Source organism: Orenia metallireducens (genome assembly GCF_003001995.1).
GTDB lineage: Bacteria > Bacillota > Halanaerobiia > Halobacteroidales > Halobacteroidaceae > Orenia > Orenia metallireducens_B.
This window is the reverse complement of sequence record NZ_PVNB01000005.1, coordinates 198,349-212,203: the sequence shown is the minus strand read 5'-3', so window position 1 is coordinate 212,203 and position 13,855 is coordinate 198,349. Positions and strand designations below refer to the sequence as shown.

11 protein-coding genes are annotated in these 13,855 nt (G+C 30.3%); 1 reads left to right on the top strand and 10 read right to left on the bottom strand.

Translation table 11 applies throughout. From position 1 onward, the window contains the following. Nucleotides 1-690: 690 nt before the first annotated feature. The 3 genes from BX659_RS05620 to BX659_RS05610 are packed head-to-tail and all read right to left on the bottom strand — an operon-like array spanning nt 691 to nt 4,496. Complete coding sequence (locus BX659_RS05620; protein ID WP_097016836.1) at nt 691-1,833, bottom strand: Ger(x)C family spore germination protein; 1,143 nt, start codon at nt 1,831-1,833, stop codon at nt 691-693. Next, nucleotides 1,817-2,938, bottom strand: coding sequence for a GerAB/ArcD/ProY family transporter (locus BX659_RS05615; protein WP_097016835.1), 1,122 nt, complete (start codon nt 2,936-2,938; stop codon nt 1,817-1,819). Before BX659_RS05615 ends, BX659_RS05620 begins: the two co-directional genes overlap by 17 nt. Then, nucleotides 2,925-4,496, bottom strand: coding sequence for a spore germination protein (locus BX659_RS05610; protein WP_097016834.1), 1,572 nt, complete (start codon nt 4,494-4,496; stop codon nt 2,925-2,927). The genes BX659_RS05615 and BX659_RS05610 overlap by 14 nt, the downstream gene beginning before the upstream one ends. Before the next feature lie 202 nt (nt 4,497-4,698). On the opposite strand from BX659_RS05610, the gene BX659_RS05605 reads away from it, so the two are divergent. Further along, complete coding sequence (locus BX659_RS05605; protein WP_258176112.1) at nt 4,699-5,694, top strand: substrate-binding domain-containing protein; 996 nt, start codon at nt 4,699-4,701, stop codon at nt 5,692-5,694. 28 nt (nt 5,695-5,722) lie between these two features. Here BX659_RS05605 and gyrA read toward each other — a convergent pair whose 3' ends face one another. Genes gyrA through dnaN form a run of 7 tightly spaced genes read right to left on the bottom strand, consistent with a single transcriptional unit; the run spans nt 5,723 to nt 13,844 of the window. Next, nucleotides 5,723-8,278, bottom strand: coding sequence for a DNA gyrase subunit A (gene gyrA / locus BX659_RS05600; RefSeq protein WP_097016832.1), 2,556 nt, complete (start codon nt 8,276-8,278; stop codon nt 5,723-5,725). Nucleotides 8,279-8,288: 10 nt separating this feature from the next. Next, the gene (gene gyrB, locus BX659_RS05595) at nt 8,289-10,196 is read right to left on the bottom strand and encodes a DNA topoisomerase (ATP-hydrolyzing) subunit B (protein ID WP_097016831.1); all 1,908 of its coding nucleotides are present in this window, start codon (nt 10,194-10,196) and stop codon (nt 8,289-8,291) included. A gap of 39 nt (nt 10,197-10,235) precedes the next feature. Further along, nucleotides 10,236-10,493 carry an extracellular matrix regulator RemB gene (gene remB, locus BX659_RS05590; protein WP_097016830.1) on the bottom strand — a complete coding sequence of 86 codons (258 nt, stop codon included), beginning with the start codon at nt 10,491-10,493 and terminating at the stop codon, nt 10,236-10,238. 13 nt (nt 10,494-10,506) lie between these two features. Continuing rightward, a complete protein-coding gene (locus tag BX659_RS05585) occupies nt 10,507-11,376 on the bottom strand; it encodes a DciA family protein (RefSeq protein ID WP_097016829.1) in 870 nt (289 codons plus the stop codon). A gap of 2 nt (nt 11,377-11,378) precedes the next feature. After that, nucleotides 11,379-12,482, bottom strand: a complete 1,104-nt coding sequence (recF, locus tag BX659_RS05580) for a DNA replication/repair protein RecF (protein ID WP_308870672.1) — start codon at nt 12,480-12,482, stop codon at nt 11,379-11,381. A 23-nt stretch (nt 12,483-12,505) separates the two neighbouring features. Further along, nucleotides 12,506-12,718: an RNA-binding S4 domain-containing protein gene (locus BX659_RS05575; protein ID WP_097016827.1), complete on the bottom strand. Its 213-nt coding sequence runs from the start codon at nt 12,716-12,718 to the stop codon at nt 12,506-12,508. A 19-nt stretch (nt 12,719-12,737) separates the two neighbouring features. After that, nucleotides 12,738-13,844: a DNA polymerase III subunit beta gene (gene dnaN, locus BX659_RS05570; protein ID WP_097016826.1), complete on the bottom strand. Its 1,107-nt coding sequence runs from the start codon at nt 13,842-13,844 to the stop codon at nt 12,738-12,740. Nucleotides 13,845-13,855: the final 11 nt, after the last annotated feature.

Below are 13,855 nucleotides of genomic sequence, written 5' to 3'. Positions count from 1 at the left end.
AAATGTGAATACACATTTAATAACAAAAGTTTGATTAGCTCTATATTACGCTTGGTCAAAACTTGCATTGTTTAGTTTTCAAAGACCAAATTTAGCGTCACCTTTAGTAGCGACATTTAATATCTTATCAAATCTCATTTCAGTTGTCAATAACTTTTTAAAAGTTTTTTAGCGACAACGTCATTAATCATACCATTCTAAAGAATCTCTGTCAAGAAGTTTTTTATAAAACAAAAGACTTCTTAACAAGCGACAAGATATAGTATATCAAAAGCACTGAGTCTCGTCAAGAGAAAATAAATATCAATATTTAATAAAGTACTTATTAATTCACTTAATTTTAACTATACTTATTAATAGAAGATAAATAAATCCTTTTCTTGCAAACAGTAATTGATATAATAACATCTATAATTTAAACTGTCAATAATTTTTTTATCTCTACATATTTAATTAAAATTATAGAAAAGATAATTAGTAAAGGAGGTATTTATATGTTAAATTCATTACTAACAATATTTAATTTTTTATATTCACCTTACTTTATTTTTATTTCTCTATTTGCAGGTCTAATCTCTCTTTTATCTATAAATTATAGGGAAAATCAAAGTTCAGATATAAAAATACTTAAAACAATAGGTTATTTATATATTCTTATAGGATTATTCAGTTTTATATTTAATCAATTTGCTATCTTCCTGTGAAATTAATCATACCAACTTGTCTAATATAAGCTTTAACCTCTGTACTAATTTTAATTTTAGGGAATTCTTCTTCCCACTTAATCTTGTTCCAATATTCAGGATAATATGCTCTAACATATTCACCAAAACCCCAAATATCAGTTTGAAATTTACTCTGTGTCTTCTCTATAACTTTATCAATCTCTCTTTTTAATTTATTTTCTATACGTCTTTCAATTTGATGCACCACATCTTCTCTTCCTAAGTTATTTTTGTTGAGCTGCTCTAAAACCTTAGCTTCTACCTTTAATTTTATCTTCATGATTATTTTGTCTTCTTTTAACTCTGGTTGTAATTTACTAGATACTTCTTGCATTTTGATTGTTAAACGATCAATCTCAGTAGTTGGATCACAAGCAAGTACCAAATTACTAGTATCATTAGGAACACCTAATGTCCTTTGATAATATAAAGTTTCTGGCTGATCCAATGAACCTACAAACTCATCACCTTCAAATACTGCTAAACCAATATAATCTATTATCTCCTTGTCTGCTTTAAGCATTACTGCAGTAGCTTGTTCTCCAGGATTTGATAATCTAATAAAGAAATCTCCTAACCTGATGTCTGGAATTCTACCTGTAGAAACCCCATTATTAAGCATATGAGTTAGATAGATTGATTGGATACTCTCTAACTTTGGTTCAGATTTAATTATATCTTCTGCAGTATCCTCAGCAATTAATAACCAGCTTAATCTTCTTATTTGTGGTGAATTTCTAAAGAAATTTAAATATTTATTGATTCCTTCCTTAGCAATATCCTGACTAAATATAATAACCTGCAAGTGACCAAAAAATAGCTCCTGATTCAATTTGTTTTGTAAATTATCTATTGCTCCTGCTACAGTTTCTCCTACACTGCTTATTATCCAAACTACATCTTCTCCTTGCTCCATATTGGCTGGAATAGGTACTTGAATAGTAACCTTTACTTTATTACTTTTAGTTAAATCTCTATCTTCTTCTTCTATAAAATCAATACCTACACCTAATACCGGAACAGTTGCTTCTATATCCCTTCTGTCCCAACATCCTGATAATAAATTCATTAATAAAACAATAATCATTATCTTAATTACTTTCTTCATCAATTGCTTTACCTCCTTTACCTCTAATTTCTGCTAATATTAATAGAATAATTGGTAAAATAGTAGTTAATATTAACCCTACTATTGAAACAATATCAACCAAATTAAATAATTCATAAGCATTCCTAGGAGATAAAGCAAATAAATATAATAATGGTAATAAAGAAAGCACCAATGTCTTGTGTTTATGTAAATTTAATATTTGTGCTCCTCCCATGGCTATTCCAAAGAGCAAATTAGAAGCAGTTGTAAACAGAGCAATTACCCAGGTTGCAATAAAAGCAACCTCTAATCTCTCAAAAATTAAAGCAAAAAATTGTGTTGATTTAATCAACTCAAAAGTAGGCCATACCAGATTCTTTAATTCAAAAACACCAAAAACAGAAATTGAAGCTATTACAACTATCACTGACAAAATCGATGGAATTAACCACCCTTTAATTCCATACTCTATAGATAATTTCTTAGTTGTAATAAAAGGAAGAATTATAGCTACTATTTCAAACCCTAAAAAAGAAAAGTATGACCTTCCTGTACTTTTTAAGATATTTACCATACTATGTCCACGAAAAACAGGTAATACATATATCATATGACCTCTTTTAAAGGAAAGTATTGTTAAAAGCAAAATAGGAATTATTACTATAAAAACATATAGTTCATTAACTCTTCCTAATACTTGAATATCTTTGTATGATAAGTAAGCTACAAGTAATAACATTATTATTATTACAACCTCTATTGGTGTTTTAGGTAAAACAGCAGTTACTATTAATTCACTAAAAGTTCTAATTACAAATGCAGTAAAGACAAACCAATAACAAATAATAAAAAAACTAATTATTTTTCCTAAAATTTTTCCTAAGAGTATCTGTAAATACTCAAATATTGTTTTATCTGGATATTTTAATCCTAACCTAATTATAATAAGTAAATTTATTAAAGAGAGCAGCGATGCTAAAATAACTGAAATTATACCTGCATTATCTGCAAAAGATACAGCCTCCCTTGGTAGAGTTAAAATACCTACACCAAGAATAGTATTGATAATAATTGCAGAGAACTGCCTTTCTGTTACCTTTCCTTCCTTCTTAATTTTTATCACCCTCTTCTTTAGCTTCTTCTCTTTTAGAATTTTTAGTCCTCATTAAGGTAGGTCTAAAATTCATCTTCCAAAGAGGAAATCTAATAATACTATCTTTTAAATCTTCTAATCTTGATGGTGCATAAGGTGTTAGATATGGAATTCCAAAAGATTTTAAAGAGGCCATATGAATAGAAGTTGCTATTAATCCTACTACTAATCCATATAATCCAAAGCTTGAAGCTAAAATCATCAATATAAAGCGTAAAATTCTAATAGCATTAGACACCGAATACGTAGGTGCAGTAAAGGAACCAATTGTGGTCAAAGCTACTACTATCACCATCGCAGGACTTACTAAACCTGCATCAACTGCTGCAGTTCCTAAAATCAAACCTCCTACTATTCCTATAGTAGAACCAATAACATTGGGCAGATGAACACTAGCTTCACGTAATATTTCAATAATTCCCTCCATTAAGAATGCTTCCAAATATGCAGGCAAAGGAACTTGAGCCCTTCCCCCAGCAATAGATAGAGCAAATACCGTTGGTAACATTTCAAAATGAAAAGAAGTTAGTGCTATGTATAAAGCAGGTAAAGCTAAAGAAATCATAAGCCCAATCACTCTAACCACTCTGAGTAAGCTTACAATTACAGTCCTATTATAATAATCTTCTGGAGAATGATAAAATTGCTCAAATACAGCTGGTGCAATTAATACAAAAGGGGTTCCATCTACAACTATAGCAACCTTTCCTTCTAGTAGATTACCTACTGCTTTATCAGGTCTTTCTGTATGCTGTAATTGAGGAAATGGAGAAAAAGGACTGTCCTCAATAAACTGCTCAATATAACCAGATTCCAAAACTCCATCAACTTTAATTGATTTAATTCTATTCATTATCTCATCTACTATATGGGGATTAGCCACACCTTCTATATAAAGAATAGCTATGTCTGTCTTACTCCTTTCACCAACTGCAACTCCTTTTACTCTTAGACCTGGATCTCTTAACCTTCTTCTAATGTGTGAGGTATTTGTTCTTAGATTTTCAGTAAATCCATCTCTAGGTCCACGGATAACAGATTCTGTAGTTGGTTCTGATATTGACCTAGCATCCCAGCCTTTACTAGCAATAATAAAACCTTGACTAAGACCTTCTATTAATAATATTGAATCTCCAGATAAAGCTGCTGTAATTAATTTGTCCATCTTCTTTTCTAACTTTATCTCATGAGTTGTTACAATTGATTCTGTAATTAAATCTACCTGCTCTTCAATACTATTTTCAGTTAAATCCTCTTCTTTTAAATCACTTAATAAAGGCTTTATAATATGTAAATTTAATATATCAGTATTGGTTAATCCATCTATGTATATTAACATTGCAGGACTTTCTTCATCTTTAGCTAAATTAAATTTTCTAAATACAACATCACTACTCTCACCAATTAAATCCTTGATAATCTCCTCATTCTTTCTTACACTGTCCTCTAGCCCTACTTTATTTATCTCTTTCTTATCTTCTTCAATATTTTCTATATTCTTTTTTCCTGTTATTTTATCCCAAAACATTGCAGACCTCCTCTTTACCTAGTTCTTTTATATTATTAACCAAATCAATCTTTAATATTAAGTATAATAATTTTTATTTTTTATTAAACTAAAGGTGATATCAAATAGATTAATATAATCAATCTTTACAATTATAATTTAAAATATTAACCATAGTAAAGTGGGGATTATTATGAACAGAAAAAGTAGAATGATAATTTTAATGTTTTTTATCTTAATAATTGGAGGCTGTAAATTCAGTGCAGAAGATCTAAACCCTTTTACAATTCCTATAGAATCTGAAAATCCAATGGTAGTAGGGGTTAGTATGGCTAATATGAAAGAAGATGTATATAAAGTTATGAAAGAAGCAATTATGGAATATAAAACAGAAATAAATGCAGATATTATTTGGAAAGATGCAAATAATGATATTAGACAGCAAGAAGAAGATATTAAATCTCTAATTGAACAGAAAGTAGATATAATTATCTTTCATGCTGTTAGAACTGATGAACCAGGGAAAGAAATTATTAGATTAATAAATAAATTAAATATTCCTATAGTGGCTTTAGATAGGCTACCAAAAGACTCAAAAGTTGATGCTTATATTAGTGCCGATAACTTTAGAGCAGGTCAACTACAAGCCCGTTACTTAGCTGATCAAATAGATAAAAAGGGTAATATTATCATCTTAAAAGGTGACAAAAATACAAATGTAACTGATAATATCACAATAGGCAATGAAAGTGAATTAAAAAACAATAAGGAAATTAAAATAATTAAGGAAGAATTTCATCATAATTGGTCAAAAAAATTAGCTAAAGAAACTATAGATCAAATTTTAAAGGATAATCAAAAGATTGATGGTATTATAGCTAATAATGATAAATTAGCTTTAGGAGCTATAGCTGCCTTAGAAGAGAATAATATGAGTGAGAAAGTATTTGTGGTCGGATCAGATGCAAGTAGAGAGGCCTCAATAGCTATAGCTCAAGGAAAATTAGATGCTACTATAGATAAAATGTCCTATACTATGGGAAAAAAGGCCTTAATTGTAGCATCCTTTATTGTAAGAGGGACAGATTGGAATTGGGACCGTACAATAAAGAATGGAGAACATGATATTAAGTTAATAATCTCTCCTGTTAAATTAATTGACAAGTACAATATTGAAACTTTAGAAGAACGTTGGGGGAAATTACCTACCAAAGAATAAAAAGAGGTGAGCTTAAGCTCACCTCTTTTTATTCTTCAACTTCTTCAACTTCTTCAACTTCTTCAACTTCTTCAACTTCTTCAACTTCTTCAACTTCTTCAACTTCTTCAACTTCTTCAACTTCTTCAACTTCTTCAACTTCTTCAACTTCTTCAACTTCTTCATTAGTATTTATATAACCAATGGATACAACCTCGTCACCTTTATTTAACTTCATAACTCTAACCCCCTGAGTATTACGCCCCATCGAGGATATTTCTGCAACAGAAGTTCTTAATAAAATTCCTTCAGCTGTAATAATCATAATTTCATCATCTTCACTAACAACCTTAATATCGATTAAATCTCCATTATTATCAGTTCTATTTAAAGTAATTAATCCTTTTCCACCCCTACTTTGACTTCGATATTTATTAAGAGGTGTTCTCTTACCATACCCTTTATTAGTAATAACTAATAAATCTTTATTATCATCTACAACATCCATACCTACTACTCTATCATCTTGGTCTAAGTCAATTCCTTTTACACCACGAGCAGTACGTCCTATACTTCTAACATTGTCTTCTGAAAAACGTATAGCAATTCCCTTTTTAGTTCCTAATATAATATCACAGTTACCCTCTGTCAACTTAACATCAATTAGTTCATCATCATCATCTAGGTTTAAAGCAATCAAGCCAGTATAGTTTGTATTATACTCATCTAAATCGGTCTTTTTAACTATTCCATTTTTTGTAGCCATAAATAAATAACGTTCTTCTTCAAACTCTGAAATAGTAATAACAGCAGTAATCTTCTCATTAGCCTCTATATCTAAGAGATTAACGATCGCTGTTCCTCTTGATTGTCTTCCTGCTGAAGGGATTTGGTAACCTTTAAGCCGATAAACGCGCCCCTTATCAGTAAAGAATAGTATATAATCATGGGTTGAAGTAGTATAAATATCCTGAACTATATCATCTTCTTTTGTTTTAATACCGATTATACCTTTTCCTCCACGACGTTGATTACGATATGTATCCAAAGGAAGTTGTTTTATATATCCATCATTAGTTAAAGTTATTATTATATCTTCTTCTGGAATTAAATCCTCTGTATCTATATCGATTATTTCATCACTAATTTCTGTACGGCGTTCATCACTATACTTATCCTTCATTTGTAATAATTCATCTTTAATAATTGCTAATAGTTTTGTATCATCAGATAAGATTGATAGGAAATATTCTATTCTCTCCTGTAAACCTTGATATTCCTCCTCAATCTTACCTCTCTCTAAATTAGTTAACCGATGCAATCTCATATCTAAGATAGACTTAGCTTGTTTTTCAGAGAAAGAAAATTCACTTATTAAATTATCTTGAGCTTCAACTGTATCATCAGCAGAACGAATAATCTTAATGATTCGATCAATGTTATCTAAAGCAATTCTAAATCCTTCTAGAATATGGGCTCGTGCTTCTGCTTTATTTAAATCATACTGTGTTCTTCTAGTAACTACTTCTTTTTGATGCTCTACATAGTGCTTTAATACATCCTTAATCCCTAATACCTTAGGCTCTCCATCTACTAAGGCTAACATAATAGTACCAAAGGTAACCTTTAATCTGGTATGTTTATATAATTGATTTAAAGTGATTTTAGGGTTTACTCCTCTTTTTAACTCAATGACAACTCTCATTCCTCGCCGGTCAGACTCATCACGTAAATCTGAAATTCCTTCTACCTTATCATCCCTAACTAAGCTAGCTATCCTTTCAACTAATCTAGCCTTATTAACTTGATAAGGAAGCTCTGTTATAATGATTTGAGATTTATCATTAGGCAATTCCTCAATTTCTGTCTTCCCTCTGACCTTTACCTTTCCTCTACCTGTTTCAAAGTATCTCCTAATGGCATTTCTTCCCATAACAATACCACCAGTTGGAAAATCAGGCCCTTTAATAATCTTCATTAAATCACTAATCTTAATATCAGGGTTCTCAATTATAGTAATTACCCCATCAATAACTTCTCCTAGATTATGGGGTGGGATATTAGTACTCATTCCTACAGCAATTCCTGATGTACCATTTATCAATAAATTGGGTATTTTAGCAGGTAAAACACTTGGCTCTTGCAAACTTCCATCGAAGTTATCCACAAAATCCACAGTCTCCTTGTGGATATCTTCTAATAATTCAGTAGTGATTTGAGCCATTCGTGCTTCAGTGTAACGCATGGCTGCAGCAGAATCACCATCAATAGAACCAAAGTTACCGTGACCATCAACCAATTGATATCTATAAGAGAAGTCTTGAGCCATTCGTACCATTGTATCATAAACAGCAGTATCACCGTGAGGATGATACTTACCTAGGACTTCTCCAACAATTCTAGCAGATTTTTTATGAGATTTTGAAGGCTTCATCCCTAAATCATGCATTGCATATAAAATACGACGATGAACTGGCTTTAAACCATCACGAACATCTGGCAAAGCTCTAGCAACAATTACACTCATCGCATAATCTATATAAGCTTCTTGCATCTCATCTTCAATATCTACTGGTTTTATCCGTTCATTATCAAATTCTATCATAAATATCCCCCTAAATATCTAAATTCTTAACTTCTTTAGCATGGTTTTGAATAAATTCTCTTCTTGGTTGAACTTTATCCCCCATTAAAGTTGTAAATACCTCATCAGCAATAATAGCATCACTAATTTGTACCTGTTTTAATGTTCTATTCTCAGGGTCCATTGTAGTATCCCATAACTGTTCTGGATTCATCTCTCCTAAACCTTTATACCTTTGTAATGAGATACCACTATTACCGATCTCCTCTAGTAATTTTTTTAATTGGCGGTCATTATAAACATAATACTCTCCTCTACCTTTAGTTATCTTATATAAAGGTGGTTGTGCTATGTAGACATTTCCTCCATCAATTAAAGGTCTCATATAACGATAAAAGAAAGTTAACAATAATGTTGTAATATGGGCACCATCAACATCAGCATCGGTCATAATAATAATCTTTTTATAGCGAGCTTTACTTAAATCAAACTCATCAGAAATACCGGTTCCAAATGCTGTAATCAATGCCCTGATTTCATCATTACTTAAAATCTTATTTAATCTTGCCTTCTCAACATTTAATATCTTTCCTTTCAGAGGTAAAATAGCTTGAAATTCTCTATCACGCCCCTGCTTTGCAGAACCTCCCGCAGAATCACCCTCAACAATATAAATCTCACATTCTTCAGGATCTTTAGATGAGCAATCAGCCAATTTACCTGGTAAGGAAGTGCTAGATAAGGCACTTTTACGTTTAGTTAGCTCTCTTGCCTTTTTAGCTGCTTTTCTCGCTCTAGCAGCAGTTACTGCTTTCTCCACAACAATCTTACCTATCTGTGGATTTTCCTCTAAAAATGTACTCAATTTTTCAGAAGTTATTGAGTCAACTATTCCCCGAATCTCTCTATTTCCTAATTTAGTTTTAGTTTGACCTTCAAATTGTGGATCAGATAGTTTGACATTAATTATAGCTACAAGACCTTCTCTAATATCATCTCCAGAAAGGTTCTCATCTTTATCTTTAAGTGAATTACTCTTTCTAGCATAATCGTTAACAGTCCTAGTTAAGGCACTTTTAAATCCACTTAAATGGGTTCCACCTTCATGAGTGTTAATATTATTAGCAAAGGTGAATATTTTATCAACATAATCTGTATTATATTGCATTGCTATCTCTATGTGAGCCTCATCACTTTCAGCTTCAAAATAAATTACCTCATCATGAATTGGATCTTGATGATTATTAATCTCTTCAACAAAAGAAATTATACCTCCTTCAAACTCAAAGCTATCCTCTACTTTCTCTTCCTTTCTTTCATCAACTATATTAATATTAATCCCACGATTTAAATAAGCCAACTCTTTTAAGCGTTGACTTAAAGTAATATATTTATAATTAATCTCTTCAAAAATTTCAGAATCTGCTTTAAAAGCAATCTTAGTTCCCGTTTCATCGGTCTCTCCAATAACCTCTAAATCTGCTTGTGGTATACCTTGATGATACCTTTGATAATAAACCTTTCCATTTCTTTTAATCTCTACTTCTAACCATTCTGATAAGGCATTTACTACAGAAACACCAACTCCATGCAGTCCTCCAGATACTTTATATCCTTCACCACCAAATTTACCACCAGCGTGCAATATAGTCATTACAACTTCCACAGCTGGTCGATTCATCTTAGAATGTATAGAGACAGGAATACCCCTTCCATTATCTTCAACTGTTATAATATTATCCTTTTGAATTTTAACTGTGATTTGATCACAATATCCTGCTAAGGCTTCATCTATACTATTATCCACAATTTCATAGACCAAATGATGTAATCCTTTAAGACTAGTACTACCAATATACATTCCTGGACGTTTACGAACAGCCTCAAGCCCCTCTAGTACTTGTATCTGCTCTGCATCATAATTTATTTCTTTTCCCATAAATATAAAACCTCCATTTAAACTTATTAAACCGTGATTTTACTCATCACGGTTTAGATTATAAGCAAAGTTTACTCTTTTGCTTAATGTACTAGATGATATCATAGAATAATAAATTGTCTCATCAGTTACAATAAATGACTTTGGATTTCCTTCAGAAAAATCAGTAATAAAGCCTTCTTCTTCAGCTACTTCTAAAAATTCTCTAGTTTTTTTAGAATGGGTTGTCGATTCAAAATCAGCTATCAAAACTACATCCTTAGCAGGAATAATATAACCAGCACCTAAATGCAACAACTATAACCCCTCCTTACAAAGAACGATATATCTTCATATAATTTTTCCCAATAATTTTATGAATCAATCTATTATTAAGATGCTTAGGGTGAACATTGGCTTCTAACATAACATATTTTTGAACAAATACTTTTACTTCTTTAGAATTAGTCTCTTTTTTCAAAGCATCAGCTATTAATTCATCTAATTTAACTTTCATTTTTATAATTAATTGATTCTTTATTCTTTCAAACTCTTCTTGTAAAATATTTGGATAAATATTTAATATTTCCTGATAATTTAACCAAGGAGTATTAGTTAATATCTCTTCTATTTTATTTATATCTATCTTTTTATTCTTCTCCTTTAATTCACAAATTACACATTTACTCTCATTAGGAGCAATTAAAACTGAGCATTCTGGACAGGGTGTCCACTCATTTATTTCTTTCCATTTCTTTATTTTAGTCTCTGCTTCCAATAAATTGCTAAACTTTTGCTTTAATTCACTATCAGAAATACAGTTTGCAATATCAGAGATCTCTTGTACTTCTAAATTATCAAGTTCAATACTTTTATAATCTATATCTTCTTTCTCTTTAGGCTTAGAAATGAAAACCTTTCCAGACTGAAATCTAATATCTTCAACTGTTTTCTTACCAATTTTGCTATTTATCTTATTGATAAATTCTCTTTTCATAAAGACCAATTGATGAGCCCAAACTGGACTATCAACTGCAACAAACAAAACTCCTTGATTAATATACTTTGCTTCAGTATGTTTTATTATTTCACTACCATTTATTTCAGACCACAAATCTAAGACCCTTTTTTCTCTAATCTTTTCATCTATTCCTAACTTATTTAAGGTTTTACTTAAAATATTCTCAATTAAATCAGCCATGCTTACACCTCTATTGCTGATCCATTTTTTATTTCAAAAATCTTATGATTTCCTTTAAGACCATCTAAATGCTTTAAATCAGTACTAGTAATAAAAGTCTGAATTTTATCTCTGATTGTGTCCAATAGATAACTTCTTCTACTAATATCAAGTTCTGAAAAAACATCATCAAGCAATAAAATTGGATATTCTCCAATTTCACCCTTCATAAATTCTAATTCAGCCAATTTTAAAGCTAAAGCCGCAGTTCTTTGTTGCCCTTGTGAACCAAACTTTCTTATATCTATATTATTTACAATTAAGGAGATATCATCCCTATGAGGACCAAGTGTTGTTGCCCCTTGATAAATCTCTCTCTCTTTCTTTTCTTTTAATTTTAATTTAAAGGACTCCTTTATCTCATCTTCTGAACTATTATTATCTAAGTCTAATTCAGTATCATACTTTAATTCTAAAGCCTCTAAACCATTTGTGATCTTTCTTTGCATTAGCTTAGATAGAATTCCTAATTTAATTAGAGATTCAAGCCTCTTCTTTATTATCTTCGATCCTAAATCGATTAATTGTTGATCCCAAACAGATAACATTTCCTTTGGAGCCTTATTATCTCTAATTTCTTTTAGTAAATTATTGCGTTGCTTTAGCACTTTGCCATATTTAGATATTAAATGCCTGTAATAAGGGCTAATTTGTGATATCTCTAAATCAATAAATTTTCTCCTTAAATTAGGACTACCCTTTACTAAACTTAAATCTTCAGGAGAAAATATCACTATATTTAAGTATCCAATTAAATCATTAATTCTACTCAAACGATTAGAATTAATCTTAATTTCTTTATTTCTTCCTAAAAGTGATAATTCTAATTGATAATCTTGATTATCTTTTATTAATTCGCCCTTTAAATATAAACCATCTTTCTGCCAATTAATCAATTCTGAATCAATATTAGTTCTATGGGAACCTCCTGTTCCAATTAAATAAATTGATTCTAAAATATTTGTCTTTCCTTGTGCATTAGAACCAATTAAGAGATTAATATTTTTATTAAATTTTAGATGCTCTTCTGTATAATTTCTAAAATTCTTTAAGTAAAGCTGGGACAAATACAATTTAATTCATTCACCCCTTAAGAGGTAATTATTTTATATTCTATATCTTGATATTCAATTACATCATTCTCTTTTAGCGTCCTACCCCTTCTTTCTTCTATTTCGCCATTTACCTTAACATCTCCTGCTTTAATTATTACTTTAGCTTCACCACCTGTTGATACCAAATTAGCCCATTTAAGAAATTGATCTAATTTTATGCTCTCTGTATTTAATTTAATCTCTCTCATAATATACAACTCCTCCTTTTTAATTACTTCTTACTGGCATAATAATATATATATATTCATCCCCAGAGCTATCTTTTATAACTCCAGGTGATAATGAACCTGATAATTCTAAGATAACCTCTTCACTAGTTATTACTTTCAAGCAATCCATCAAATAGGTAGCATTAAAAGCTATTTCAGTCTCTTGACCTGTTAAAGAAATAGAAATTCTTTCATACGCCTGACCTATTTCAGGGACATTGGCGGTAATAATTAATTGATCCTCCTGTAAATTAATCTTAATAATATTAGAATCTCTTTTAGCTAATAAAGATGCTCTCTTAGTGGAATTTAATAGCTCAACTTTGTTTATTATAGCTTTTGTATTATTCTTCTTTGGAATTACTTGTTTATAATTAGGAAATTGACCATCTATTAATCTAGATACTATAGTTACTCCTGAAAATTTAAATAAAATTTGATTATCTGTAATTGATATCTCTACTAAATCCTCATTGTCATTTAAGAGTTTTGAAATTTCATTTAAAGTTTTATTAGGAATAATAACTTCTTCACCAATTATATCTTTTCTATCAAAGCTAACTCTTCTATAGGATAGACGATATGTATCTGTTGCCACTAGTAGGAGGTTTTTTTCTTCAAATTTCAATAAACCACCTGTTAAAAATGGTTTACTTATATCGTCAGAGATAGCAAACTTTACTTGATTAATCATTTCCTTAAGTATATTTTGATACATGGTAAATCTTGTTTTTGAATTTATTTTTGGTAATAAAGGAAACTCATCAGATGGAGACCCATGTATATTAAACTGTGCTTGTCCACATTTAATCTGTGCAGTATTATTGGATAAATCTGCTGTTAATATAATTTGATCATCAGATAATTCTCTGACTATACTTGTAAAATATTTTGCTGGTAAAACTATAGCGCCATCTCTTATAATATTTGCTTTAACATAGAATTCAATTCCTATTTCTAAATCTGTAGCAACTAACTTTATTTTATCTTCTTCTGTTTTTAATAAAATACCTGAAAGTATAGGTAAGGTTGTTTTTGAAGAAACTGCTCTATTAACTGTTTGAATTCCTTCAAAAAAATCTTTTTTACTGATCTCTATTCTCATATTGTACCCCC